This window comes from Geomonas ferrireducens, assembly GCF_004917065.1.
Lineage (GTDB): Bacteria > Desulfobacterota > Desulfuromonadia > Geobacterales > Geobacteraceae > Geomonas > Geomonas ferrireducens.
Genome location: NZ_SSYA01000003.1, coordinates 292402 through 318141, shown reverse-complemented (window position 1 = coordinate 318141; position 25740 = coordinate 292402). Strand labels below are relative to the sequence as shown.

The window sequence follows — 25740 nt, the reverse complement described above, 5'->3', positions numbered from 1 at the left end:
GTGTATCAACATGAGTGATCCATTTATCGTGCCGGCATATCAGGCATGTGCAATGGTGGTTAACTTTGATACCACGAACAGGAAGGTAGTTTATGGCACTGACCAGGAAGTTAATGACTGTTGTGGCGCTTGGCATGTTAACCTCTGCGGCGGGCACGGCCCACGCCGAGACGCTCCAGGACGCCGTGAAGTACATGTTGCAATCCAACCCCGAAGTACGGGCACAGTACTACAACAAGGTGGCGCGCGAGAGAGAGGTGCGCCAGGCAAAGGCGGGGTACCTTCCCACCATCGACGCATCCGCGTCGGCAGGGGTATCGCGCCAGCATGAGCCGACCTTCAACACCGTCGCCCCCGCCACCGCCGTGGTGAGCGTGCGCCAGAACGTCTTCCGCTTCTTCGGCACGCAGCACGAGGTGGAACGCCAGGAGGCACGGGCTAGGTCCCGCGAGTACCTCCTCGGGGGGACCGCCGAGAACAACGCCCTGCTCGCCTCCAGGGTGTACCTGAACGTGCTCAGAAACGAGAAACTCCTGGCGCTCGCCCAGGAGAACCTGACCAACCACCTGAGGATCCATGACCAGGTAAGGCTCAGAAGCGAGTCCGGCGTGGACCGCCGCGCCGACTTCGAGCAGGTGAGAGGTCGTCTGGCCCTCGCCCAGGCCAACGTCGCCGCAGCACAAGCGAACCTCGACGACAGCCTCGCCGATTACCAGGCCGTGGTCGGCTATCTCCCCGGCGAACTCGCCGACCCGCCCTCGGTAATTGCGGATCTCCCGAAGACCAAGGAAGAGGCCGAAGACCTTGCCGTACAGGGTAACCGCACCTTGAAGTCGGCAGGCGCCGACCTGCAGGAGAGAAAGGCGCAACACGAAGCCGCCAAGAGCCTTCTTTACCCCACCCTCGATCTCGCCCTTGATTATCGCTGGCAAAAAGATTACAACGACTTGCCGGGACGCCGCGAGGAGTTCCTCGGGACCGCCACCATCTCCTTCAACATCTTCAACGGCGGCTGGAACAAGGCGCGCCTGGGGCAGACCCGGAGCGAGGTGTACGAGGCGGAGGAGATCCTCAACAACACGAAAAGGCAGACGGTGCAGTCCATCCGCCTCTCCTGGGACGCCAACAAGTCGGCGCAGGAGCGCCTGAAATTCCTCGACGACTACGTCAAGGCGGCCGGCCAGACCGCCGAGGCGTTCGCTGCACAGTGGTCCATCGGCAGAAGGACCATGTTCGACCTGCTCGACACCCAGGCCGAGCTCATCAACGCCAAGGCAAGCCTGGTGAACGCCCAATACGACCAGAGGTACGCCGAATACCGGATTCTGAACGGGATGTCGCGCCTTCTGCCGACCCTCGGCCTGCAGGCGCCCGACGCCGGCGGGAAGGTGACCACGGCAAGCAGCGCGCCGTAGCCTCCCGCCAACAGACGTGACACAGAGTCCCGGATCGCCGCGAGTTACCGACGGTCCGGGCTTTTTTTTAACAAAAGGGGCTTTCCCTGGAGCGCCGTGGGCATCTACCTTAAACGACTACTATCGCTGTCCCTGGCCGCCTTTGTCGCGGCGCTTTGCGTTGCCGGCACCGTCTTCACCGCCGGCAACTTCAGCGTCGACCGGCAGCTCCTGCAGCAGGCGGAAAAGAAGTACGGCCGGGAGGCCTACCAGCGCCTGGTCGCCTGGGAGGAGCTCATCGCACACGACAGGAGCCGCCACGACCGCGACAAGCTCGAGAAGGTGAACCGCTTTTTCAACGAGCGGATCCGCTTCGCTTCCGACCGCGAGGTGTGGGGCATCGAGGACTACTGGGCGACCCCGGTCGAGTTCCTGGCGAAGGGAGCCGGCGACTGCGAGGACTTCGCCATCGCCAAGTACTTCACCCTGAAGGCGATGGGGGTCGACGACGACAAGCTGCGCATCACCTACGTCAAGGCGCTGCGCTACAACATCCATCACATGGTGCTCACCTACTACAGCGACCCGGAGGCCGAGCCGCTCGTGCTCGACAACCTGGTCGACTCCATAGACCACGCCTCCAGACGCACCGACCTCATGCCGATTTTGAGCTTCAACGGCTCCGGGCTGTGGCTCGCCAAGCAAAGGGGTAAGGGAAAGCTCGCCGGCAAGTCGAACCGGCTCAGGCTCTGGCAGGATCTTTTGCAGAAGATGTCCGAGAACAAACTGTAACGGGCAAAGGGAAAACATATGACTCTGTATCGACAGCTCATCATCTTCACCGTCGTCCTTTTCCTGCTCCTCTTCACCGGGACCTGGTACGCGAAGCTCGCCAACACCCGCACCTTCCTGACCGACCAGTTGGAATCCCACGTGCAGGATACCGCGACCTCGCTCGCCCTCTCCATCTCCCCGCACGTGGCGCAAAAGGATCTCACCACGGTGGAGGGGATGATCAACGCCCTCTTCGACCGCGGCTACTACCAGAAGATCACCTACACCGACCCGCGCGGCGAGGTGCTCATCGACAGGACGCTTCCGGTCAAGGTCGAGGACGTGCCGCAGTGGTTCGTGAAACTCGTGCCGCTCAAGACCCCCGAGGCGGAGGCGGACGTTATGGCGGGTTGGAACCAGGGGGGGACCATCCTGGTGAAGAGCCACCCGGGCTACGCCTACGAGACGCTCTGGAACGAGGTGATCTCCATGACCGTCTGGTTCGCCGGCTGCGCCGTCTTCATGCTTGCCGCGGTCGGCATCGGCTTGAAGCTCCTTCTAAAGCCGCTTGCCGCCGTGGAACGCCAGGCGGACGCCCTGGGGCGCGGCGAATACGAGCTGCAGGATCCCCTCCCGCGCACCCGCGAATTCAAGAGCGTGGCCGAGGCGATGAACCGGATGACGGTGAAGGTGAAGGAGATGTTCGGGGAACAGGCGGCGAGGGCCGAGGGGCTGCAGGAGCGGGCCTACCACGACCCGCTGACCGGCATCGGGAACCGGCGCTTCTTCGAGAGTCAGGTGGGAGCCGATCTGACCGAGGGACAGGGGCGTGGCCTGCTCATCCTCGCACGCGTGCATGCCCTGGAGGCGCTCAACACCGAACGCGGACTGCAGGCGGGGGACGATCTTTTGAAGCGGGTCGCCTTGCTGTTGCAGGAAGCGGTTTCCGGCTACGGCGACGCGGTGCTGAGCAGGCTTACCGGCGGCGACTTCGGCATCTTCCTGCCGCACCACTCCTCTTCCGAAGCGGAAATCGTCGCCACCGAGATTGCGAGCGAGCTCGGGCGCCTCGCCCGTGAGCGGCTGTCGCTCTCCGACAACATCGCGAACCTTGGCGTTGCGGCCTACGAGGGGAGCGTCACCCTGTCGCGGCTTCTCTCCGAGGCGGACCTTGCACTCTCGGCGGCGCAAAGCAAAGGGGCGAACGGTTGGGAACTGCGCGCGGTGAGCGGGGAATCGGCGCTCCCCATGGGGCAGCAGCAGTGGAAGGAATCGCTCGTCAGGGCGCTCGAGGAACGGCGTGTGACCCTGGACGCCCAAGCGGTGATCGCGAACACCCAGGAGCGCGGCGTGCGGCAGTTGGAGCTCTTCGCCCGCATTGCGCAGGAGGACGGCACGGCACTCGACGCCGCCCTCTTCCTGCCGATCGCCGAGCGCCTGAAGCTGGTTTCCGCCATCGACCGCATGGTGATCGAGGAGGCGCTGCGCTTTGACTTCCGCAGCATCGGGGTGGAGCGCATCGCCGTCAACATCTCCCCCACTTCACTTGAGGACGAAGGGTTCCGGGGCTGGCTCCACGGCTACCTGAAGGGGCTTCCGGCCGGCGCACCGCACATAAACTTCGAGTTCTCGGAGTTCGCAGCGGTGCAGCATCTGGAACTGATCAGGGAGTTCGCCGCCGTGGTACGGGCGTGCGGACACGGCATCGGCCTCGACCACTACGGCAGGAGCTTCTCGAAGCTTGGCTATCTGAAGTCGCTGCGTCCCGAGTACGTGAAGATCGACCGCGCCTACACGGGCGAACTCTTAAGCGGGGAGAACGACAGCGGCTTCTACGTCGCCTCGCTCTGCAGCGTGGCGCACAGCATCGACATCGCCGTGGTGGCGGAGGGGGTCGAATCCGAAGAGCAGGCTGCGGTGTTGAAGGAGCTGAACCTCGACGCGATGCAGGGGTACTTCTTCGGCAGGCCGCGGCCGCTCTCCTCCTTTACCGCCGCTAGATGATGTCGTGCACGAGGAGGTCGCTGGAGGAGATCTTCTCGCGCAGGCTCTGGCGCGTCTTGATCCTCTGCTGCGCCTGCTCGGGAAGCTCGGTGAAGTTGATCACGTTCTTTCTGACCAGAAGGTCGACAAGGTCCTCGATGACGCGGACCGTGGCGGCGTCGGAGAAGGCAAGCGACTCGCCCCAGGCGCCGCTCTCGTTCAGGAAGGCGAGCACCTCCGTGTCCATGAGCGGCTTCTGCTCGGCGTCCGGGGTGATGGGGGTCTTGTGCAGGGCGACGATTTTGCCGTCCTCTCCTCTCTCTATGTAGAGCATGCGTTTTCCTCTCTGTGATCTGCGGGCGAAGGCATTAATCGAAAATCATTGACACCGGACAACAGGCCCAAGTATAACGCAAAACGATTACCAATGTGAAACCTATTATGCTACAATAATCCACCTTTTTGTTTTGATGGCTGGTCTGCATAAAGAGGAAGCGACGTGCAAGAGACAGATAGAACTGCCCCTGAAACACAGTGGAACCTTGGCGAGGACATGGATCGCCACGACGACCCCCTTCTCGACGCGCTGCTGCTGGTCGCCAAGCTGCACGGGCTTCCGGCCTCGCGCACCGGTATCGTGGCGGGACTGCCGCTCGTGCAAAACCGCGTCACGGTGGAGCTTTTTCCCCGCTGCGCCGAGCGCGCCGGCCTCTCCAGCCGCGTCGTCAAGCGCCCTCTGGCACGCATAAGCCAGTTGCAGCTCCCCGCCGTCCTTCTTTTGCACAATCGTCAGGCGGTGGCGGTCGTGGAGCGCGACCTCGAGGAGGACACCTTCAAGATCCTCCTTCCCGAGGCCGGGACGGGCGAGAAGAGCGTCACCCGTGCCGAGCTCGAGAAGCTTTACGCAGGGTTCGCCATCTTCGTCCGCCCAAAGTACCGCCTAGGCAGGGAGGGTGGCGTCGCCCGCGAGGCCGAGGGGACCGGACACTGGTTCTGGGGCACCCTCACCTCCTCCTGGCGCATCTACCGCGACGTCGTCGTCGCCTCCCTGCTCATCAACGTCTTCGGCCTCGTCAGCACCTTCTACGTCTTGAACGTCTACGACCGGGTCATCCCGAACAGCGCCTTTGAGACGCTCTGGGTGCTCTCCATCGGGGTCACCGTCGTCTACCTCTTCGGCGTGCTGATGCAGGGGCTGCGCGGTTACTTCATCGACGAGGCGGGGAAAAAGGCGAACCTCAGGATCTCCTCGGTTCTTTTGCAGCGCGTCCTCAACCTGCGCCTCGAAGTGAGGCCCCAGTCGGTCGGCTCCTTCTCCAATAACTTGCGGGAATTCGAGTCCATCCTCGACTTCATCACCTCCTTCTCCATCACCACCCTGATCGACGTCCCCTTCATCATCCTCGGGCTCGGGGTGATCTGGTACATCGGCGGCGAGGTCATTCTCGCCATCTTCATCGTCAGCATCGTCATAATGATCGCCTACGCCGCTTGCATCCAGGCGCCGCTGCGCCGTGCGGTGGAAAACACCTTCGCCGCCTCCAGCCAGAAAAACGCCATCCTGGTCGAGGGGCTCGCCGGGCTCGAGACCGTGAAGATGCTCGGTGCGGAATCCCACGTGCAGCGCAGCTGGGAGGACGCGGTAGGCTACATCGCGACATGGAGCGCGCGCTCGCGCTTTCTCTCCTCCTCGGTGAACCAGGTCGCCTACCTGGTGCAGAACCTGGCCGTCGTCGGCCTCGTCGTCGCCGGTGTCTACGCCATCTCGGTCGGGAAGCTCACCCAGGGGGGGCTCGTGGCACTGGTGATCCTCTCGCGCCAGGTGTTGGCCCCGGTCGCCCAGGTCGCGAACCTCGCCACCCGCTTCCACCGCGCCAAAGAAGCGTACAAGACCCTCGACGACATCATGAAGCTCCCGGTGGAGCGCCCGGCCGGCAAGACCTTCCTGCACCGCACCCGCTTCCACGGGGGGATCGGCGTTCGCGGGCTCTCCTTCGCCTATCCCGGCCAGTCGGTGAACGCGCTCAACAACATTACCCTGAACATCGAGGCGGGGGAAAAGGTGGGGATCATCGGCCCGATCGGTTCCGGAAAGACCACGCTCGGCAAGCTGCTTCTGGGACTCTTCGAGCCGGGAAGCGGCATGGTCACCATGGACGACACCGATCTCAGGCAGATCGACCCCGCCGAGCTGCGCCACTACGTGGGGTACGTTCCGCAGGACATCTCGCTCTTCAAGGGGACGGTGCGCGAGAACCTGACCCTTGGCGCGGACGACGTCGACGACCACTCCATCATGCGGGCCGCCGAGCTTGCGGGGGTCGGCGAGTTCGTGAAGAAACACCCGCTCGGCTTCGACATGGAGGTTGCGGAATTCGGCCGCGGGCTCTCCGGCGGGCAGCGCCAGTGCGTCGCCATCGCGCGGGCGCTCCTGCTCGACCCGCCGGTCCTGGTCCTCGACGAGCCGACCAGCAACATGGACAGCCGTTCCGAGCTGAGGCTCAAGAACAACCTGGCCGAGGGGGCGAAGGAAAAGACCATGATCCTGATCACGCACCGCGCCTCGCTGCTCGAGCTCGTGGACCGCATCATCGTCATCGACAACGGCACCGTGGTGGCCGACGGCCCGAAAGGGGCGGTCCTCGAAGCGCTGCAACGCGGGCATCTGAACATCTAGCGGAGAAATGTCGTGGAGATAAACAAGAACAAGGCGAACGGGGTGTTCCGCAGGATGCCCGATGAAGAAGTCGATTTTGTAACGGACATCAAGACCTCGATCCTGGTGCAGTCCCCGCGCGGCGGGAGCGCCATCCTCTGGTCGACGCTGCTCCTTTTCGTCATCTTCCTCATCTGGGCCGGCGTTTCCGAGGTGGAGCAGACCACGCGGGGCGAAGGGAAAGTGATCCCGGCAAGCCAGGTACAGGTGATCCAGAACCTGGAGGGGGGCATCCTCTCCGAACTGCACGTGAAGGTGGGCGACCCCGTGAAGAAGGGGCAGCTCCTTTTGAAGATCGACGAGACCCGTTTCGTCTCTTCCCTTGAGCAGAGCCAGGCGAAATCCGGCGCGAACAAGGCAAAGGCCGCCCGTCTGCGCGCCGAGGCGGCGGGTAGCATGAGTTTCACCCCACCCGCCGACGCCCCACCCGCCATCGCCGCGAGCGAGCGCGCCCTGTTCGAATCGCGCCGCGCCGAACTGAAGAACTCCCTCGACGTGAAACAGTCGCAGATCGACCAGCGCCAGGGGGAATTAAGGGAGCTGAACACGAGGCTCAAGGAGCTCAACCAGACCTACTCCCTTTATCAAAAGGAGATCAACATCACGCGGCCGCTGGTCGCGAAGGGTGCCGTCTCCGACATGGAACTTTTGCAGCTCGAGCGCAAGGCGAGCGAGTTGAAGGGAGAGATCGAGACCATCAAGCAGTCGATCCCGCGCATCCAGTCGAAGATCAGCGAGAGCTACTCCGCGATGCGGGAGCTGAAGCTGAACTTCTCCAACAAGGCGAAGACCGAGTACAACGAGGTCGCGGCGCAGTTGGGCGAGGAGGCCGCCTCCTCGATGGCCCTTAAGGACCGCCTGGACCGCACCCTGGTGCGCTCTCCGGTGAACGGCACGGTGAACCGCATCCTCGTTAACACGATAGGGGGCGTCATCCAGCCCGGCATGAACATCGTGGAGATCGTCCCGAACGAGGGGACCCTCCTCATCGAGGCGAAGATCAAGCCGGCCGACATCGGCTTCCTGAAGCCGAACCAGAAGGCGATGGTGAAATTCTCCGCCTACGACTACACCATCTACGGCGGGCTCGATGCGCGGCTGGAGCAGATCGGGGCCGACAGCATCACCGACGAAAAGAAGGAGAGCTACTACCTGGTGACGCTCAGGACGGACCGCAACTACCTGGGAACCAAGGAGAAGCCGCTCCCGATCATACCGGGCATGGTCGCCACGGTCGACATCCTGGCCGGCAAGCGCACCATCCTCTCGTACATCCTCAAACCGATTCTGAAGGCGAAGTACAGCGCACTGCGCGAGAGGTAACGCATGATCATCCTGCTGGCAAGCGCAAGCGGAACCGTCCTCACCCGTTGGCAGGGACTGCTTGCCGAAGGAAACAGGATCGAACAGGTCCGCACTCTCGACGAGCTGAGGCGGACGGTCCCTTCGGCAAGGCCCGACCTGGCCATGCTGCACCGCGACCTGGTGGACCAGGCGGAGTGTGCCGTCCTGCGCACCGCGTCGCCGGCGACGAGACTTTTTCTCCTCTCCGACCGGCCTGAACCGGACGAGGGTCTCGCCTTTTTGAAGGTGGGGATAATGGGGTACGCCAACACGTACATCTCGGCGGAGCGCCTCAAGGAAGCGCTGAACGTGATTGAGGGGGGCGGGGTATGGCTCGGGCAGCAGGTGATCCAGCAACTGATCCTGGAGGCGGCGCAAAACGCCGCGACGGGGAGGGAGAGGCGCCTTGACGAGCTCCTGGCGCCGCTTAGCCCCATGGAGCGGAAGGTCGCCGAATTGATCGCCGGTGGGAGGACCAACCTCGAGATCGCCGCTGAACTCGGCATCGTGGAGCGCACCGTGAAAGCGCACCTCACCTCGATCTACGGCAAGTTGCCGGCCGGAAACCGGTTGAGTCTGGCACTCCTCATCAACCGGGGGTAGCGCTAGCGCTCCTTGAACCCGCCCGCGAAGTCCATGACGCAGATGGTGCGGTACACCGGGTGCGGCCCGCACGCGGCGCCCGCCGTGGCGAAGGCGCGGTTGAAGATGTTTTTGCGGTGTCCACGGTTCCGAACCCCGTCGTCGATCAGGAGCCCCATCACCACCATGCGCGCGGTGTCGGGGCCGTAGCTTATGTTCTCTCCGATGGTCGAGGTCCAGGAACCGTGCCCCTCGATCCTCCCTTTAAGTCCTCCCGCAGCCCCGTGCCCCGTCTCACCCGAAGCGGTCTGCTCCCGAACCAGGTCGGCCGCGGCCTCGGCAAGCCCCTCCGACCAGGAAAGCGCCGGCACCGGGCGCTGGCGCGCGAGATAACGCACCGCCTCATCGAGCGCCGCCGTCCCCTCCGAGGTCATAACCATGTTGTAGGTCCCCGGCACCCGGTACGCCTTCCCCACGAAACTCTTCCGAAACTCCCTCAGGTAGTTCGCGTAGCGCTGCGGAGCGGTGCGGGCCAGGTTGGTCTCGGCAAGCACCTGCCGCGCGAGATCGGCTTCTCCAGCCGCCTGCGCGCCGAAAGCGACGCCGCTTACGACCGGGAAAACGGCGGTCGCGCAAAAAAGGAAAATGACAGCCTGCAGTATCCTTCTCATCGTCTTTTACCCTCCAAAAGTGCAAGCCGCTCCTCGAAAACCTTGAGGGCATCGGCGAGCGTCGCCTCGATGTCGTCGCCGTACACGGTGAAGTAGAGGTAGTCCCCGGAGTAGTGGTGCCAGTTCAAGTCCTCGACGAGGAGCGGCTCCAGGTAGCGCTCCATCTTCTCGTACGGGTAGAACGGCTCGCCGTTGGGCCAGGTGCGCCTGAGTTTCTCCGCCTGCACCTCGGTAAGCGGGATGCGGTAGCGCACCGAAACGACCTCAGCCTTCATGATCTCCCCTCCCCTGCCGTCACATTAACCGATTTCGGCCAGAGCAAAGGATAGGACAGACGGGTCCGAATGGCAACCATGAAGGGGACTGGTTTATCCCCCGTAGCCCAAGGCGAAGGGTGGTTTACCCCCCGTAGCCCAAAGGGCGAAGGGGGGGCCAACGAAAACGCCCCCCTTGGCAAACCAAGGGGGGCGTTCGGAAACGTTGGGAGAAAGACAGGACTAGATCGACTTTCTCCAGGTGAGCCTTCCCTCGAGCCAGCGCGAGAAGCTGGTGAAGGCGAAGCAGAGCACGAAGTAGACCCCCGCGATGAAGATGAAGATCTCGGTCGGGTAGGCCATGGTCCTGTTGTTGATCTGGGTGCCGACGTGGGTCAGTTCGGAGACCCCGACGATGAAGGCGAGCGAGGTGTCCTTGATGAGCGAGACGAACTGGTTCACGAAGGACGGGATCATGTTCCTCAACCCCTGCGGCAGGATGATGTAGAGCATCGCCTGCCAGGGCTTGAGGCCCGTGGAGATTGCCGCCTCGGTCTGCCCCTTGGGAATCCCCTGGATGCCGGCGCGCACGATCTGCGACATGTAGGCCGAGGTGAAGATGGTGAGCCCCATGATGACCGTGGTGGCCTCGGGCACCGTCTTGCCCATCAAGGCCGGAAGCAGGAAGTACATCCAGAAGATGACCATCAAAAGCGGGATGCCGCGCACCGCGTTGATGAAGAGGTTCACCGGGTGGCGGATGATTGCGTTCCGCGACAGGCTCAAAAGCCCGAGGATCAGCCCCCCGAAGAAGGAGAGGACGCAGGAGACCACGGCGAGGTACATGGTGAGCCCAAGCCCCCCGAGCGGGCCGTTGGGGTAGCGCCCGATCATGAAGTAGGTCAAGTTGTCGATGATTACCTGAAAGTTAAGTGCTTCTTCCATTTATGTTCTCCATTTCCCGCAGGAAAATCTGCCGTTCTTGATCCCGAAGCGAGCGCGTCCTAGGCGCGGTGCGGGTTGAGCACCTTCTTGTTGTAGAGGTCCATGAGCGCCGTGATGATCACGGAAAGCACCAGGTAGATAACGGTGGCCGCGGTGAAGGCCTCGAACCCCTTGAAGGTGTAGCTCTCGACCTGGCGCGCCTGGTAGGTGAGTTCCATGACGCCGATGCTCATGGCGAGCGAGGAGTTCTTGGCGAGGTTCAGGAACTGGTTCACCAGGGGAGGCACGGTGATGCGCACGGCCTGCGGCAGGATGATGTACTGCATGGAGCGCAGATAGGAGAACCCGGCGCTTCGGGCCGCCTCCATCTGCTCCTTGGGAATGGAGAGGATGCCGGACCGGATGTCCTCGGCGATGAAGGCCGAGGTGTAGATGGTGAGCGCGATGGCGGCCGCCGCGAACTCGAAGTTCGTGCTGTTCAGCCAGTCGTTCACCACGGTCGGGAGCACCTTGTAGGAGCCGAAGTACCAGAAGAAGATCTGGACCAGAAGCGGCGTGTTCCGGAAGAACTCGAGGTAAGCGGTGGCGATCCAGCGCACGGGACGGAAATGGCTCATCCTTAAGACCGCGATGATCAGCCCCAGGATGAAGGCGCAGACGATACCGACGGCGGAGAGCTCCAAGGTGACCTTGAGCCCGGATACCAGCCATTCGAAATACTTGCCGGAAGTGACGATGGACCAGTCAAATGAGTACTTTAGCACGTAAAACCCCTTGAAGGCAGGTTGAGGTTGGCTATGAAAGAACAACCAAATGGAAGTACTGTCTCAACCTCACCCTATAATCCGTATTGCTGTTACTGTCAGGGGTAGAGGACGAGGTTGAGAGTAAGGCTATCAGCACAACACCTTTTCTCAACCACGGCCTCCCCCTTGGCCTGATTTGTTGTTACTTGTCAGCTACGATCTTGAAGGTTCTCTTCAGGGCGAACGGGGTCCCTTTGCCGAACCACTTCTCGAAGATACGCTTCGCTTCGCCGCTCTTCTCCATCTCGAGGATGGTCTTGTTCACGAAGGCGATGAATTTGGCGTCTTCCTTCCTCATGCCGAGGCCGTACGGCTCGTTGGAGATCTGGACGTTCGGGATCTCGAACTTGGCCTTGTTCGGGGCCTTGGCGAGGATGCCGGCCAGAATCGCCTCGTCGGTGGTCACCGCGGCGACCTTACCCTGCTGCAGCGCGAGGAACGCCTGCGGGTAGTCGTCGAAAGAGAGCACGGTGGCGGTCGGGATGGCGGTCTTCACGTTCTGCTCGGAGGTGGAACCCTTGGCGGTGCCGATCTTCTTGCCTGCGAGGTCCCTCAGGCTCTTAACCTTACCCTTCACGGTGATGAACTTCTGGCCGGTGGCGAAGTAGGTGTGGCTGAAGCCGATCTGCTTCGCGCGCTCCGGGTTCTTGGTCATGGTGGCGGCGATGATGTCGATGTTACCCTCGGTGAGCTGCGGCATGCGGGAAGCGGAGGTAACCGGCTTCAGCTCGACCTTCACGCCCAGCTTCTTGGCGATGGCCTTGACGAAATCGACGTCGTAGCCCACGATCTCGCGGCTTTTCTCATCTACATAACCAAAAGGAGGGAGGGAATCCTTAACGCCCGCCACGAGAACGCCTTTCTTCTTTACCTCGGCGAGGGTGTCGGCCGGAGCCGCGGCGATCGCCTTTCCGAAAGTCCCCATGAGCGCAGCCAGACCAATAACAACAGCAGCCAATCTTTTCACAGTGAATCTCCTTTTGATGTTCGGTATTTAACAAGCGCCTCCGGCAGGCCCGAAGACAGGCAAGTTCTAGTGCATCGGCGACAGCAGCTGCTTCAAGAACTGCTTGGCGCGGTCGTGCTGCGGGTTGCGGAAGAATTCTTCCGGCTGGGCCTCCTCAAGGATCACGCCGTGGTCCATGAAGACGACGCGGTCGGAGACCTCGCGGGCGAAGCCCATCTCGTGGGTCACACAGACCATGGTCATCCCGCTGGACGCCAGGTCCTGCATGACGGAGAGCACCTCGCCGATCATCTCGGGGTCGAGGGCGGAGGTCGGCTCGTCGAAGAGCATGATGCGCGGCTTCATGGCAAGTGCGCGGGCAATGGCGACGCGCTGCTGCTGGCCGCCGGAGAGCTGGGTCGGGTAGGCGTCGCGTTTCACGGCGAGCCCCACGCGCTCGAGAAGCTCCATCGCCTGCTCCTGCGCCTCCTTCTTCGAACTCTTGCGGATCTTGATCGGCGCCAGGGTTATGTTGTCTATCACCGAGAGGTGCGGGTAGAGGTTGAACTGCTGGAACACGAAGCCGACCTCGGCGCGCAGCTTGTTGATGTCGGTCTTCTTGCTCCTGAGGTCCATGCCGTCAACGATGAGGCTTCCCTCTTCGATAGGTTCCAGCTGGTTGATGGTACGGATCAGGGTGGACTTGCCCGACCCCGACGGACCGCAGACAACAACCACCTCCCCCTGCTTGACGTGGAGGTCAATCCCGTTGAGCACGTGAAGCTTTTTGAACCACTTGTGGACCCCTTCAAACTTGATCATCTGCTGCTCCTTTTCTATTTGTTGCCAATCGGTCAGTCGAAGCTGCTGCACAGGATATGGGCAGTTCCGCCATTTACCCCCGGCGCGAACCGCCGTTTCACCGCCGGCCTCGGCAGTATGCTAATGAAGCGACACCATATATAGCAAGGGGGGTGCCAAACCGGGCGTAAACGGCTAAGAACTCGGATTAATATCCGAATACAGGACTTTGAAACGCTGCATTAGAAACAAAGGGGTATAACCGCAATCAGAAAGACGTTTCGGCGAAATGCGAAAGAGGCGAAGAAAGGGAGGTTTAGCAAAGGTATAACAATCCTCATAGAGTTAACAAAAGTTATACCCCATGCCAAAGAGTGGAAGGCGGGAGGTTCGGGCGGTGCCGTGGCGGCGCGGGAGGGATTGCTGAAAAAGGAGGCAAAAACAGCGGTTGCATCCAGGTGCGGGAGAACGACACGGGGAAGGACGCTGCCTGGAAGTTAAGCAGCAGGGGCGGCGGTCAAAAGAAAGCAGGACGCCGAAGCGTCCCCTCTCCCGGAGGTGAGAGGGGGACTAGTGACCTCATCTAGGAAAACACCCTAACTCATCCACATCAATCGTCAGCGTCCTTATCCTTGCAGCTTCTTTGCAGCTTGAGCCGCTTGCTGAGCGCGGGTTGGGAAATGCCGAGCATGCGGGAGGCCATGCTCTGGTTGTTGTCGGCGCGTCGCATCGCCTCGATCACCAGTTGTTCAACCGCGGAACTGAGCGTGGGGATCTCACACAGGGAGGCAAAGACATTTTGTTCACCGCTCGCAACACCCCCATCGGGCACCGCAGTCTCACCATGCTCTCCTCCCTTCACCTCCATCGCCTGCCTGAAGCTGTTCATGGAAAGCATGCGTGAGGAGTGGACGCTCATCGCGTCAAAGACCATGGAGCGCAGTTCGCGCAGGTTGCCCGGGAACCCGTAGTTGGCGAGGAGAGTCAGGAGCTCCTTCGGGTAGCTAGGCACCTTCTTGCCGAAGACCTCCGCGCTTTCCTTCAGGAAGTAATCGAGCAAAAGCGGGATGTCGTCCTTTCTCTCGCGCAAAGGCGGTATGTGCACGTGGTGCGCCCGCAGACGGAAATAGAGGTCCTTCCGGAAGCTTCCCGCATCCTTTTTCCTGGAGAGGTCGTGGTGCGTCGCCACCACGATGCGGGCCCGCAACTGCTTGGGCTGGTCGCTACCCAGGGGGTAGTACTCCCCCTCCTGCAAAAGCCTCAAGAGCTTCACCTGGCAGGCAAGCGACAGGTCGCCGATCTCGTCCAGGAAAAGGGTCCCCTCGGCGGCCTGCTCCACCATGCCGCTGCGGCTCTCGTCGGCGCCGGTGAAGGCCCCCTTCTTGTGCCCGAAAAGCGTGTCGGTGAAGACGTTGTCCTCGAGCCCCGCCACGTTCACCGGGACGAGAGGTCCGTCGCCGCGGCTCAAGGTGTGCACGGCGCGCGCGATGAGCTCCTTTCCGACCCCGCTCTCGCCAGTGATCAGGATCGGCTGCGTGCTCTTCGCGACCGCCTCGATGTACTGGAAGATGGAACGCATCGCCTTGTTGTTCGTCACAAGCGGCGCGAACGCCTCGGGGCACTCCAGCCGGTCGTTCAAAAAGCGGCGCCGCATCTCCTTGTTTTCCAGCTGCAGCTCCTGCATCCGGATCGCGCGCCGCACCGAGTCGAGGATGCGGTCCTCCTCGTCGGTCTTCACGAGGTAGTCGAAGGCGCCGAGCCTCATGCAGGAAACCGCCGTCTCGATCTGGTTCAGACCGGACAGGATGACCACGGTCACCTCGGGGTGTTCCTCGGCGATGCGCGCCAGGAGCTCCTGTCCCGAGAGGTACGGCATGGTGAGGTCGAGGAGCACGAGGCCGATGTGCCCCTTGTCCAGCACCCCCATCACCTCGCGGCTGTCGGTGAGCGTCATGATGTTGCTGATCGCCCCCGGCCCCTCCAGGGTCATGCGCAGGCTGCGCAGCCATGGCGCCTCATCGTCCACCAAAAGAACGCCGAAGGCCGGATAAAGTGCTTCGCTCATTGCAACTCCTCTTCGTGGTTATTCTCGAAGCTCCCCCCTTCACAAAGGGGGAGCCTGCTCCCCGTAGCCTTGGCGAAGGGGTGGGGGATTTGCTCATTGCCGGCAGGTCCGAATAAAAATCCCTCAGCATCTGCCATCTGCCTAGGCTGTTTGCCGGATTGCCTCATAACCAAGGCAAATCCCCCCTGCCCCCCCTTCGCAAAGGGGGGAACGTGAGGCCCAATGCTGCGCTTCGTGGGCACTCAGGTGAGCTAAGTAAGGCAAATCCACATCACCTAAGCCTCGACACGTTCCCTAAGCGCCGGCAGCTCCATGGTGACCGTGGTGCCGAAGCCCGGCTGCGAATCGAACATGAGCGTCCCGCCGTGCTGCTTCACGATCCCCGCGGAGATGGAGAGGCCAAGCCCGCACCCACCTTCTTCGCGCTTGGTGGTGAAGAAGGGATCGGTAAGCCGCGCCAGGTGCTCCGGCTCCACCCCCCTCCCCTCGTCCCGTACGCTCAGGAGCACGAGGTCGCGGAAACGGTCGTGCCTCGTGGCGACGTGGACGCTCTTGCCGCTCCCTTCGAGCGACTGGCTCGCATTCAGAAGCAGATTCACGATCACCTGCTCGATACGCTGGCTGTTACCCTTCACCGGCGGCAGCACGTCGGAGAGGTTGACGGCGATGTGGTGCGCGCTCTTCACCACGGTGTTCTCCACCAGCCGCAACGCCGCCTGGGCGCACTGGTTCAGATCCACGAGCTCGGTGAGATCGGCGCTGTCGCGGCGCGCGAAGTCCTTCAGCTCGGTGACGATGCGCTTGATCCTCTTCGCCGCGTCCTGCGTCTCCGAGAGCATGTGCGGCAGCTCTTCGCGCAGCCGATCGTAGCCGTGCCGCCCGAGCTTGAAGTCGCCATGCCGCTCGCGGTACTCGTCGAGGATCGGTTGCGAGCCGCGCAACACCTCTTCGAAGCGGGGAAGGTTCAATAGGATCAGGCCGTTCGGGTTGTTGATTTCGTGGGCGACCCCGGCGACCAGTACCCCGAGCGAGGCCATCTTGTCCGCCTGCACCAGTTGGTCCTGGTGCATCCTTAGTTTCTCCAGGGCCTCCTGCTTCTCGGCCACCTCGCGTGCGAGCTCCTCGGTGCGCTGCGCCACCTTCTTCTGCAGGGTCCGGGACCAGACCACGGTCCCCAAAAGGATGATGAGAAGCGGCGCCGCGACCAGGGTCACGTAGCGCACCACGCGCGCCCACGACACCGGCTGCGACTCCATCACCCCGAGCCACTTGTTGTGGATCTCCTGGAACTGCCCGGAGCGCTTCAGGATGGCGAGCCCCTCGTTGAAGCGGGCGAGCACCTCGGCGTTCCCCTTCTTCACCGCGTAGCCGTAGGCCTGGGTCATGATCGGCTCGGCCACGGGGATGATCCTCTTCAGCCCCAGTTCCTTCTCCAGGTACATGCCGGTCAGCCGCGAGACGAGCGCGCAGTCTCCCCGCCCCTGGTTCAGGAGTCTCAGCGCATCGGCGAGGGTGTCGGTCAAGATGAGCTTGGAGGTGGGGGCGTAGTTCGTCATGAAATCATGCATGATGCTGTTCTTCATCACGATGACCTCTTTGCCGCGCACGTCCTCGATGGACCTGATCTTCCGGCTGTCCCGCCTTATCCAGATGGACTGGAACAGGAGCGCGTGAGGCGTGGAGAAGTCCACCTCGCTGGTGCGCTCCTGAGAGAAGGCCATTCCCTGCAGGATGTCGACGTCACCGCGGTCCAAGGCGCGGCGCATGCCGTCCCAGGGCCCCAGGGTGATCTCCACCTTGAACCCCATCACCTCGGCGATGGCCCGGGTCAATTCCACGTTGAAGCCGGTCGGCTTCCCCTCGTGATCAACGAACTCGTAGGGGGGGTAGTTGTAATCGCCGCCGACTACGACCACTCCTTTGCCTCCCCCACCGCGTCCCGTGGTGTCGGCGTGCAGCGCGGGGACGAAGCCAAGCAGCAGGAAGAGCAGCAAAATCCAGATAGCCGCGACTACGCCGGGGCGCTTCGCACCGTATGTGGAGGGCTTTTCCATATGGGAGGTAAAAAAGCGCAAGGAGAGGGTACCTTTACTGGGGATTACCGGAGCAGACAATGGGAAATTAATGACATAGACCGGGCGGCGCTGTCAATCGACTTCGCCTGAAACACAGGCACCAAAAGCCTTCGGAAGAAACAGGATAATTACGGGCGGTCACTTGCTTTTTGCGGAGTGTCGGTATTATTTTTAGCATGTGGTTCGTTGAACTTCCTACTTACAGGTGACCATATGCGGCTCTCACTATACCTCGAACACGGCGAACAGTTTTCACGGGCAGCACTCAAACTGCCGGTACAGACACCCATCGACATCGACTCAACACTGCTCAACTGCTACATAGAAGTGCTGCCGGTGGCGGCCTCCCATTACGTGGGACCGGACCAGCTTCCAGGCATCGAATTTCCCCACCCAGACATCCGCGTGGTGTTCCAGCTTAAAGAGCACCCGCAGGTGGTGGCGATCTACTCCATCGATGTTTTCGTGACCGACGCCATGCTGAGCCTGGTAAGCCACGCCCAGGGGCACACCCACGTGGACATCAACCGCAGGGCGGCGCACATCGAGCGCCTCGTCGCTAACAAACAAAACGGGCTCCTAGAACTGGTCGGCTGCAGCAACACGGCCCTCATCGACCGACTCACCCAGGCCTTCGTCGAGCTGCGCACGACCTATTTGAACGCGCTCAGCGATGAGGGGTGCCTGCCGGTGCCGAAGCACTTCTAGCTTCCCGTCCCACCAAACAGCTCGAGGCACGGCCGGCACAGGCCGTCCTCGGGCTGCCACCCCGGAAACCTCTCCTGCACACGTCCGACGACACCCATATCTTCCAGCGAGCTCGCTTCTAAGACGAGGCCGTCCGCCTCCATGCCGCACACCGGACAGGTCTCGCCGTGCAGCACCTTCCCCGTCTCCCGCACCCCGGAGGTCAAGTTCGCCCGCTGCCGCTGCAGGCAGGGAAGCCCTAAAAGCGCGTCGCCGAGCCTCACGTCACCGGATTGCCGCCTGCTACCCCCCGCCATGGCCCATCTCCTTCCGCCTCAACGCTTTTGCTCCTCCTTTTCCACGGTGACCAGCAGGCCGCTCACCCCAACCACACGCACCTTTTCTCCCCGCAGCACCGGCTCGGCGCTGGTCGCGTTCCAGTACTCCCCATGCAGCACCACTTTTCCGTTCGGATCGAGGTCGGTCTCGGCCACTGCCGCAGCGCCAATCATCCCCTCGATGCCGGTGATGGGAGGCTCCCGGTACGCCTTGATCACCTTGACGATCACCACGGCGAAAAAGAGCGCGGTGACGCCGACGGTAAGCGCGATCACCTCCCAGGAGAGGCGCAGGTACGGCTCGGGAGACGGGAAGAGTATCAGAGATCCCATGACCAAGGCAACCACCCCGCCGACCGCCAGCATCCCGTGGGAGACCACCTTGATCTCGGCGATGAAGAGAACGATGCCTAGAAGTATCAACGCGACTCCGGCATAGTTCACCGGGAGGGTCTGCAGCGCAAAAAAGGATAGCAGGAGCGAAATGCCGCCGATCACCCCGGGGAGGATGACGCCAGGGTTGGAGAGTTCGAAGAAGAGCCCCAGGATCCCCAGGAGCATCAGCATGTAGGCGACGTCGGGGTTACTGATGGCGTCCAGGATGCGGTCCCGCGTACCCATCTCGTGGCGCACCACGCGGGCACCGGATAGATGCAGCACGGTCTCCTTGCCGCCGCGTAGTAGGGTGCGCCCCTCCAACTGGGTGAGGAGCTCTTCCCTGCTTGGGGCGAGGAGATCGATCACCTTTTCCCTGAGCGCCGCTTCGGCCGTGAGCGATATGCTCTCCCGCACCATCTTACCGGCGAGCTGGACGTTTCGCCCCCGCTTCCCGGCGATCCCCTCCACGTAGGCCTCGGCATCGTTCACGATCTTCGCTTCCATCACCGGATCGGGTTTGCCGGAAAGCGACACAGGGTGCGCGGCGCCGATGTTGGTGCCGGGCGCCATGGCCAAGACGTCCGCGGCAAGGCCGATGACCGCCCCGGCGGAGGCGGCGCGCGCCCCGGACGGGGTGACGTAGACGACAACGGGAACCGGCGCCGCGAAGATCGCCTGCACCGCCTCGCGCATGGCGAGGTCGAGCCCTCCCGGAGTGTCCAACTCCACGAGGATGAGCCGCTCCCCCCGCCCCCCTGCGCGGGACAGGTTGTCCTTCAAAAAGGCCGCGGTCACCGGGTTGATCGGCCCGCGCAGTGAGATGAGCCCCACCTGCGGCTCCTGCGCAGTGAGGCTGAGCGGCAGGGCAAGCATCAACATGACCAGTAAAAACCGTTTCATCTGTGCACCTCCCGTAGAAGCCTCGGCACGGTACCGCAATAACAGGCGGAAACCTCTTAACGCAAAGACGCGAAGCCGCAAAGACGCAAAGATTAAAGGGGCTCAAAGCGAAGAGCCGTGAAACCGACCCGGCTTGCCAGGCAACTTAGGGTCTTCTCTTTGCGCCTTCGCGCCTTGGCGCCTTTGCGTTAACGCTTCTGCCTTCCTTTTCATTGGGACACCCGCGCTATTCTTCCATTAAAAGCCGGCGTTGGCAAGTATCGCCACGTCAGTTACCCTTGCCTAACGATGACTTACCGTTTTTTTTGCAAACCCGTAAAAAAATTAGTTTGACATTTAATCGTTTCAGTTGTAGCTTTAGATCATCGACAAGATGTTGGGAGCAAACGGAGAGAGATCATGAAAAAGGACGGCACTTCCAAACTCGCGCTGAACACCTACACGAAGCTCATGCGTGGCGCCGAATCCGTAACCGGAAGGGTGGGACGCAAGATGTCCGAGGCGGGTCTCACCATAAGCCAGTTCGGCGTGCTCGAGGCCCTCCTGCACAAGGGTCCACTGTGCCAGCGCGACGTCGCCTCGAAGATACTGAAAAGCACCGGCAACATCACCCTCGTCATCGACAACCTGGAAAAGCAGGGGCTCGTCCTGCGCGAGCGCTCCTTGGAAGACCGCCGCTTCTGCACTGTCGTCCTCACCCAAAAGGGACGCACGCTGATCGAGGCCACCTTCGCCGAGGTCGAGGCGGCCATCGTCGCCGAGATGGGGGTGCTGACCGATGAAGAACAACAAACCCTGGGCAGGATCTGCAAAAAACTCGGATTGCGGGAGGTATGACGGGAAGGAAGCAAGAAGCTTTTTTTTGAGATAATAGTTCAACATCAAAAGACAACAACTCAAACCAACAAGAAAAAGAACTCGTACAGAGAAAAAGGAGAAACGCCATGAAAAGAACCATCGCAACTATCGCCGCAGTAGCAGCTTTTGCCCTTCCCGCCCTTGCCTCCGCATCGACCTGGAACATCGACCCGGACCACTCCAACGTCGGCTTCAAGGTCCGTCACCTGATGGTATCCAACGTGAAGGGGAGCTTCGAAAAGCACAAAGGGACCGTCGAGATCAACGACAAGGACATCACCAAGTCCAAGGTCGCCGTCACCATAGACACCGCCTCGGTGAACACGAACGTCGCCAAGCGTGACGAGCACTTAAGGAGCGCCGACTTCTTCGACGTCGCCAAGTACCCGACCATGACCTTCGTCTCCAAGAGCGTCGCCAAGGCCGGCAAAGGAAAGCTCAAGGTGACCGGCGACCTGACGCTGCACGGGGTGACCAAGCAGGTGGTGCTGAACGTCGAAGGGCCGGCTAAGGAGAGCAAGGACCCGTGGGGCAACATGAGAAGCGGCGTAACGGCGAGCACCAAGATCAACCGCAAGGACTTCGGTCTGGTCTACAACGCGGCCCTCGAGACCGGCGGCGTGGCGGTAGGCGAGGATGTCGACATCAACCTCGAGATCGAGATGATCAAGGCGAAGCAGTAACTGAAAACTCCCACAAAGCGTTACGCAAGCCCCGGCGTTCCCCCCTTTGCGAAGGGGGGACAGGGGGAATTTTCAAAAGCGGAAACCGAGCCGGGCACAGCGCCCCGCCCATTCGGTAGCAAAACATTCGAAACAAAAAAGGTGCGTCCACGCAAGAGGACGCACCTTTTCTTTTAAGGGTATGGAAGAGCCCGCCGACAGTTCGTTTCAGGCGTTCGACCACTCCTCTAACACCTCCCCTGCCCCGCCGCGCCCGCCGCTTTAGGCGAGCGGCCAGCCTTCCGCGCGCAGGGCGGTGATGGTGAGCTTCAGCTCCAGCCGGAAATCGGCCAGCGCCTGCGCCGCATCCCCCTCACCCTTTAGTGCGCGTTCCAGCCTCTGCGCCGCCCGCTGCAGCGGCTGGGCCGCCAGCACCCCCGCGATCCCCTTCACCGAGTGGGCGAGACGCGCCGCTTCATCCACCCTTCCCGCAGCCGCCTCCCGCTCGATCTCCTCATCGCATTCCCGGTACTCGGCCTCAAACCTCACGAGCAGTTCCTCGTAAAGCCGCCGGTCCCCGCCGGTCAGTCGTACTCCGGCCTCGAAGTCCACCGCGGGGAGCGCTTGCCCTTCACCCCACATCGCCATTTTTTCCCGGCTCCGCTCCACACTCATTACGCGTCCCCTCATGTTCCTTTGGTCCCGCCCGTCCACGCAGCCCACTGACCGGCTAGGCGGCGTGCGCCTCCCAGTCCAGCTCGCTCAGCAGCAGGAGCTGTTCCGTGTCGAGGACGATCAGGAGGCGCTCGCCGCGATCGATGACGCCGGTGACGCACTGACGCCCGCCCCCTGCGGCGACAAGCGGAGGAGGAGGCTGGAGCTGTGCCTGCGGGACCCGGATCACCTCGGAAACCGCGTCCACCCGGAACCCCACCACCTTTTCCCCCACGGTCATCACCATGATGCGCGTGTGGCTGTCGTTTTCCACGGCGGAGAGACCGAAGCGCTCGCGCAGGGAGATGATGGGGATCACCCCGCCGCGCAGGTTGATGATGCCATCGACGTATGCCGGGGCGTTCGGGAGGCTCGTGATGACGGGAAGCCGCATGATCTCCCTCACGCTCGCCACCTCCACCGCGAAACCCTCGCCCCCAACGTGAAAGGTGACCAGCTGAAGCAGTTGCTGCGCATTGCCCGCTACTATCTGAAGATCGTTAGCCATGACCACTCTCCTTTTCCTAGGCCGCGAGTTTGAAGCGGCTCACCAGCTGCTGCAGTTCCTCGGCCTGCTGGGCGAGCTGCGCCGCCGCCATCGCCGTTTCCTCGGCGCCGCGCGCCGTGTGGTGCACTACGTCCGTGATCTGCTGGATGTTGCTGGTCACCTCGGTAGTGGTAGCGGTCTGCTCCTCCGCTGCGGTCGCGATCTGGCTCACCTGCAGGGATACTTCGCTGATGCACCTGAGGATATCTTCCAGGGCCTCGCCGGAGCGCTGCGACGACACCGCCCCTTTCTCGGCTTCCTTCACCCCCTCGTCCATGGCACGCACCGCCTCGCGGGTCTCGCCCTGGATCGCCTTGATCATGGCGCCGATCTCCTTGGTCGCCTTGCTGGTGCGCTCGGCGAGCGCACGGACCTCGTCGGCCACCACCGCAAAACCACGCCCCTGTTCACCGGCCCTGGCCGCCTCGATGGCAGCGTTCAGTGCCAGGAGGTTCGTCTGGTCCGCGATGTCCTCGATGGTCCCGACGATGTCCCCGATCTCCTCGGAGCGAACCCCGAGGGCCTCGACGGTTTTCGAGGTGTTGCGCACACGAACTGCGATCTCGCCCATGCCGACGATGGTTTCCTGCACCACCTTGGCACCACCCTGGGCCGACTCGGTCGACTGACGCGACGCCTCGGCGGCCAGCACGCAATTGCGGGCGATGTCCGCGCTCGTCGCCGCCATCTCCTCACTGCCGGTCGCCACGGTACCGGTCTGCGAGGCGACCTCTTCGGCGCCGGTGGCGATCTGTGCCGAAGTCCCCTGCAGTTGCGTTGAGGCGGAGGCTATGCTGCTCGAGATGTGCACCGTCTGGGAAACCAGTTCCCTGAGGTTCGCCACCATGTGCCCCATGGCCGCCTGAAGTTGCCCGGTCTCGTCCTTGGAATCGACCACCACCTCGACGGTGAGATCCCCCTCGGCGAGCTGGTTTGCCACCTTGACCGCCTTGTCCAGGGGACGGGTGATCATGCGGGTGATCGTGACACCTAAGACCAGGGCGATCACCAACCCCAGGACCAGCAGCGCGGCGATGGTGCGGCCGGCTGCCACGGCGGCGAGTTCGTTGTTGTGCGCCGTCACTCTCCCCTGGTCCTCCTTGACCGACATCATCTTGTCGAGGAGCGCCTGCTGCTCGAGGGCCGCCTGTTTCGCCACGCCGTGCAGTATCTCCCTGGCCTCCGCCTCTTTACCCGACTCGTCCAGGCTGAGGATCTTGTCGACGTACCCTAGGTAGCTCGCCCGGGCCTTGCTGAAGTCGGCGAAGAGACGGCGCCCATCCTCGCTGCTGATGCTCTTCTCGTACTGGCCTGCCAGATCGGTGATCTTGCCGCGCAAGGTCGCCACCGTGTCGACGTAGAGTTTGCGCTGTGCCGGGTCGGTCGCCTCGACCGCGTCCCGCACGTTGATCCTTACGCGCTGGAAGCTGACGGACATCCCGGCCAGTTGCCCGAGCGGGACGGTCACTTTCTCGTAGGTCCTTTTCCCTTCCGCGTTGAGGTTGTTGGTGCCCCTGATTCCGATGAAGCCGATCACCGCCGCTATGACCGCAACGCAGGCGAACCCGGCCGCCAGCTTTGTTCCTACCTTCAGATCCCTTATCGTTCTCATTGTGATTCCTCCGTGACTGCTGTGTGGCCGCGGAGCCTTGAAGGCTACCGCTACGGCCGGTCCGTTTGCCCCTGTTCCCTGCGGAACAGTGCGGCGTCTGTACTGCAGTACGTAGCACGACCGGTGCCAAGAATGTTTTGGACGTGTTTTCGGGGAGTTAGCTGAAGGAGAGGGGTACCGGAGTGTCCCCCAAAGGGACACCCTGTACGGATTGGGGACGGGAATATGACAAGACGCGAGAGCCGGGGCGAAAACGGCGACGGCATTGCTGCGAATCGAATCCCGTCAGGAGCGGTAGAAGGCCTTCCGGTTCACCTTGAGAAGCTGTGCCGCCTTCGACTTGTTCCCCCCGCAGCGCTGCAGGGTGACGTCGAGGATCTGTTCGGTGAGGGCTTCGAGAGAGAGCTCGTCCGGGGAGAGCGAGAGGTGGTAGCTGACACGATCTCCGTCCGCTGCCGGTTTCTCAGCCCCAGGGGAGGCACCGGCGAGAGCCAGGTGCTCGGGACGGATCAGTTCGTTGTCGGTGAGGATCGCCGCCCGCTCCAGGCAGTTGTGCAGCTCGCGCACGTTTCCCGGCCAGCGGTAGTTGAGCATCACCTCCATCGCCTGCGGCGAGATCCCGGGCAAGGGCTTCCCAAGGTGCTGGCGCAGCTGTTCAAGGATGTGATCGCACAGGATCGGGATGTCGTCCTTTCGTTCGCAAAGCGGCGGGATGGTGAGCGGGAAGACGTTGATGCGGTGGTACAGGTCCTCGCGGAAGCGTCCGGCAGCGACCAGTTCGGCGAGACTTCTGTTGGTGGCGACGATGACCCGGCAGGAAACGGGGATCGGAGTGTTGCTGCCGATCTTCTCGAAGACGCGCTCCTGCAGCACGCGCAGAAGCTTCGCCTGCAGCGCGAGCGGCATGTCGCCGATCTCGTCGAGGAGGATGGTTCCCTTGCGGGCGAGGCTGAACTTCCCCTCGCGGTCGCGGTCCGCGCCGGTGAAGGCGCCGCGCACGTGTCCGAAGAGCTCGCTCTCCATCAGGTGCTCGGGAATTGCCGCGCAGTTCACCGCCACGAACTCGGCGGGAAGCCCCTTCCCCGCGAAATGGATGGCGCGCGCCAGCACCTCCTTCCCCGACCCGCTCTCGCCGTAGATCGCCACCGTGGTCTGCCGCGCCGTCGCGACACGCGCGGCTAACTCCAGCACCTGCTTCATCGCGGCGTTCACGGTGACGACGCTCTGGAAGGTGTACCGATCCGAGAGCAGCCCCTTGATCTGCTCGTTTTCACGAACGATGTGCTGATAATCGATGGCGCGCTTGATGGTGATGCGCAGGTCGTCAGGCTGGTAGGGTTTTTCCAGGTAGTCGTAGGCGCCGCGCCGCATCGCCTCCACGGCGCTCTCGACGCTGCCGTGCGCCGTTATGACGATGATGGGAGGGGCCGCTTTGCGCTTTTGCACCTCCTCGATCAGGGCAAGCCCGTCCATCCTCGGCATGACCAGGTCGGAGAGGATCAGGTCGATCGGCTGCTGTTCCAGCACCTCCAACGCCTGCAGGCCGTCCACCGCGGTATGGACGGTATAGCCGATGTCGCGAAGCTGCTTCTCCAGAAGGAAACGGAAGACCGGTTCATCATCGACGGCGAGTATTCTGGTGGTGTTGGGCATGTGGCGCTGGCTCCCGAGTGCGGATCTCTTTACCC

General features: G+C 62.3%; 24 protein-coding genes. 9 read left to right on the top strand and 15 right to left on the bottom strand.

Annotated elements, in window-relative coordinates; genetic code table 11:
• Positions 1-92 precede the first annotated feature (92 nt).
• From E8L22_RS17220 to E8L22_RS17210, 3 genes are all read left to right on the top strand, one after another.
• Positions 93-1415, top strand: coding sequence for a TolC family outer membrane protein (locus E8L22_RS17220; protein ID WP_136526374.1), 1323 nt, complete (start codon positions 93-95; stop codon positions 1413-1415).
• A 96-nt stretch (positions 1416-1511) separates the two neighbouring features.
• Complete coding sequence (locus E8L22_RS17215; protein WP_136526373.1) at positions 1512-2186, top strand: transglutaminase-like cysteine peptidase; 675 nt, start codon at positions 1512-1514, stop codon at positions 2184-2186.
• An 18-nt stretch (positions 2187-2204) separates the two neighbouring features.
• A complete protein-coding gene (locus E8L22_RS17210) occupies positions 2205-4172 on the top strand; it encodes a bifunctional diguanylate cyclase/phosphodiesterase (protein ID WP_136526372.1) in 1968 nt (655 codons plus the stop codon).
• On the opposite strand, the gene E8L22_RS17205 is transcribed toward E8L22_RS17210, so the two are convergent.
• The gene (locus tag E8L22_RS17205; RefSeq protein ID WP_136526371.1) at positions 4165-4485 is read right to left on the bottom strand and encodes a hypothetical protein; all 321 of its coding nucleotides are present in this window, start codon (positions 4483-4485) and stop codon (positions 4165-4167) included. The two genes, E8L22_RS17210 and E8L22_RS17205, sit on opposite strands and share 8 nt — an antisense overlap.
• A gap of 165 nt (positions 4486-4650) precedes the next feature.
• Here E8L22_RS17205 and E8L22_RS17200 point away from each other — a divergent pair, with 165 nt between their 5' ends.
• From E8L22_RS17200 to E8L22_RS17190, 3 genes are read left to right on the top strand one after another with little or no spacing between them, the layout of a single operon-like run.
• Positions 4651-6828 carry a type I secretion system permease/ATPase gene (locus E8L22_RS17200; protein WP_136526370.1) on the top strand — a complete coding sequence of 726 codons (2178 nt, stop codon included), beginning with the start codon at positions 4651-4653 and terminating at the stop codon, positions 6826-6828.
• 12 nt (positions 6829-6840) lie between these two features.
• Entirely contained in the window at positions 6841-8190 is a 1350-nt protein-coding gene (locus E8L22_RS17195) for an HlyD family type I secretion periplasmic adaptor subunit (protein ID WP_136526369.1), read from the top strand.
• A 3-nt stretch (positions 8191-8193) separates the two neighbouring features.
• Complete coding sequence (locus tag E8L22_RS17190; RefSeq protein WP_136526368.1) at positions 8194-8814, top strand: helix-turn-helix transcriptional regulator; 621 nt, start codon at positions 8194-8196, stop codon at positions 8812-8814.
• Positions 8815-8816: 2 nt separating this feature from the next.
• On the opposite strand, the gene E8L22_RS17185 is transcribed toward E8L22_RS17190, so the two are convergent.
• From E8L22_RS17185 to E8L22_RS17150, 8 genes are all read right to left on the bottom strand, one after another.
• A complete protein-coding gene (locus tag E8L22_RS17185; protein ID WP_136526367.1) occupies positions 8817-9464 on the bottom strand; it encodes a CAP domain-containing protein in 648 nt (215 codons plus the stop codon).
• A complete protein-coding gene (locus E8L22_RS17180; protein ID WP_136526366.1) occupies positions 9461-9739 on the bottom strand; it encodes a hypothetical protein in 279 nt (92 codons plus the stop codon). Before E8L22_RS17180 ends, E8L22_RS17185 begins: the two co-directional genes overlap by 4 nt.
• Positions 9740-9961: 222 nt before the next feature.
• Positions 9962-10663 (bottom strand): amino acid ABC transporter permease, encoded by a 702-nt coding sequence (locus E8L22_RS17175; RefSeq protein ID WP_136526365.1) that lies wholly within the window; start codon positions 10661-10663, stop codon positions 9962-9964.
• 59 nt (positions 10664-10722) lie between these two features.
• A complete protein-coding gene (locus tag E8L22_RS17170) occupies positions 10723-11427 on the bottom strand; it encodes an amino acid ABC transporter permease (protein ID WP_136526364.1) in 705 nt (234 codons plus the stop codon).
• 184 nt (positions 11428-11611) lie between these two features.
• Positions 11612-12436, bottom strand: a complete 825-nt coding sequence (locus tag E8L22_RS17165; RefSeq protein WP_136526363.1) for an ABC transporter substrate-binding protein — start codon at positions 12434-12436, stop codon at positions 11612-11614.
• 66 nt (positions 12437-12502) lie between these two features.
• Positions 12503-13237, bottom strand: a complete 735-nt coding sequence (locus E8L22_RS17160) for an amino acid ABC transporter ATP-binding protein (protein ID WP_135872800.1) — start codon at positions 13235-13237, stop codon at positions 12503-12505.
• Positions 13238-13826: 589 nt separating this feature from the next.
• Positions 13827-15281 (bottom strand): sigma-54-dependent transcriptional regulator, encoded by a 1455-nt coding sequence (locus E8L22_RS17155; RefSeq protein WP_136526362.1) that lies wholly within the window; start codon positions 15279-15281, stop codon positions 13827-13829.
• 275 nt (positions 15282-15556) lie between these two features.
• On the bottom strand, positions 15557-17356 hold the full coding sequence (locus E8L22_RS17150) for a transporter substrate-binding domain-containing protein (RefSeq protein WP_246044748.1): 1800 nt from the start codon (positions 17354-17356) through the stop codon (positions 15557-15559).
• A gap of 213 nt (positions 17357-17569) precedes the next feature.
• Here E8L22_RS17150 and E8L22_RS17145 point away from each other — a divergent pair, with 213 nt between their 5' ends.
• The gene (locus E8L22_RS17145) at positions 17570-18064 is read left to right on the top strand and encodes a hypothetical protein (protein ID WP_136526361.1); all 495 of its coding nucleotides are present in this window, start codon (positions 17570-17572) and stop codon (positions 18062-18064) included.
• Here the strand turns inward: E8L22_RS17145 and E8L22_RS17140 are convergent.
• Together E8L22_RS17140 and E8L22_RS17135 are read right to left on the bottom strand one after the other, a co-directional pair.
• Complete coding sequence (locus E8L22_RS17140) at positions 18061-18360, bottom strand: hypothetical protein (RefSeq protein ID WP_136526360.1); 300 nt, start codon at positions 18358-18360, stop codon at positions 18061-18063. The two genes, E8L22_RS17145 and E8L22_RS17140, sit on opposite strands and share 4 nt — an antisense overlap.
• Before the next feature lie 18 nt (positions 18361-18378).
• Positions 18379-19659: an NfeD family protein gene (locus E8L22_RS17135; protein ID WP_136526359.1), complete on the bottom strand. Its 1281-nt coding sequence runs from the start codon at positions 19657-19659 to the stop codon at positions 18379-18381.
• Between the two features lie 399 nt (positions 19660-20058).
• On the opposite strand from E8L22_RS17135, the gene E8L22_RS17130 reads away from it, so the two are divergent.
• Both E8L22_RS17130 and E8L22_RS17125 read left to right on the top strand, forming a co-directional pair.
• Positions 20059-20496 (top strand): MarR family winged helix-turn-helix transcriptional regulator, encoded by a 438-nt coding sequence (locus tag E8L22_RS17130; RefSeq protein ID WP_136526358.1) that lies wholly within the window; start codon positions 20059-20061, stop codon positions 20494-20496.
• A gap of 107 nt (positions 20497-20603) precedes the next feature.
• Positions 20604-21200: a YceI family protein gene (locus E8L22_RS17125; protein WP_136526357.1), complete on the top strand. Its 597-nt coding sequence runs from the start codon at positions 20604-20606 to the stop codon at positions 21198-21200.
• A 261-nt stretch (positions 21201-21461) separates the two neighbouring features.
• Here the strand turns inward: E8L22_RS17125 and E8L22_RS17120 are convergent, their stop codons facing one another.
• The 4 genes from E8L22_RS17120 to E8L22_RS17105 form a co-directional block, all read right to left on the bottom strand.
• Entirely contained in the window at positions 21462-21854 is a 393-nt protein-coding gene (locus E8L22_RS17120) for an Hpt domain-containing protein (protein ID WP_198420185.1), read from the bottom strand.
• A gap of 55 nt (positions 21855-21909) precedes the next feature.
• The gene (locus E8L22_RS17115; protein ID WP_136526355.1) at positions 21910-22401 is read right to left on the bottom strand and encodes a chemotaxis protein CheW; all 492 of its coding nucleotides are present in this window, start codon (positions 22399-22401) and stop codon (positions 21910-21912) included.
• Positions 22402-22417: 16 nt separating this feature from the next.
• Complete coding sequence (locus E8L22_RS17110) at positions 22418-24052, bottom strand: methyl-accepting chemotaxis protein (protein WP_136526354.1); 1635 nt, start codon at positions 24050-24052, stop codon at positions 22418-22420.
• Positions 24053-24337: 285 nt separating this feature from the next.
• The gene (locus tag E8L22_RS17105) at positions 24338-25705 is read right to left on the bottom strand and encodes a sigma-54-dependent transcriptional regulator (RefSeq protein WP_136526353.1); all 1368 of its coding nucleotides are present in this window, start codon (positions 25703-25705) and stop codon (positions 24338-24340) included.
• Between the last annotated feature and the right edge of the window lie 35 nt (positions 25706-25740).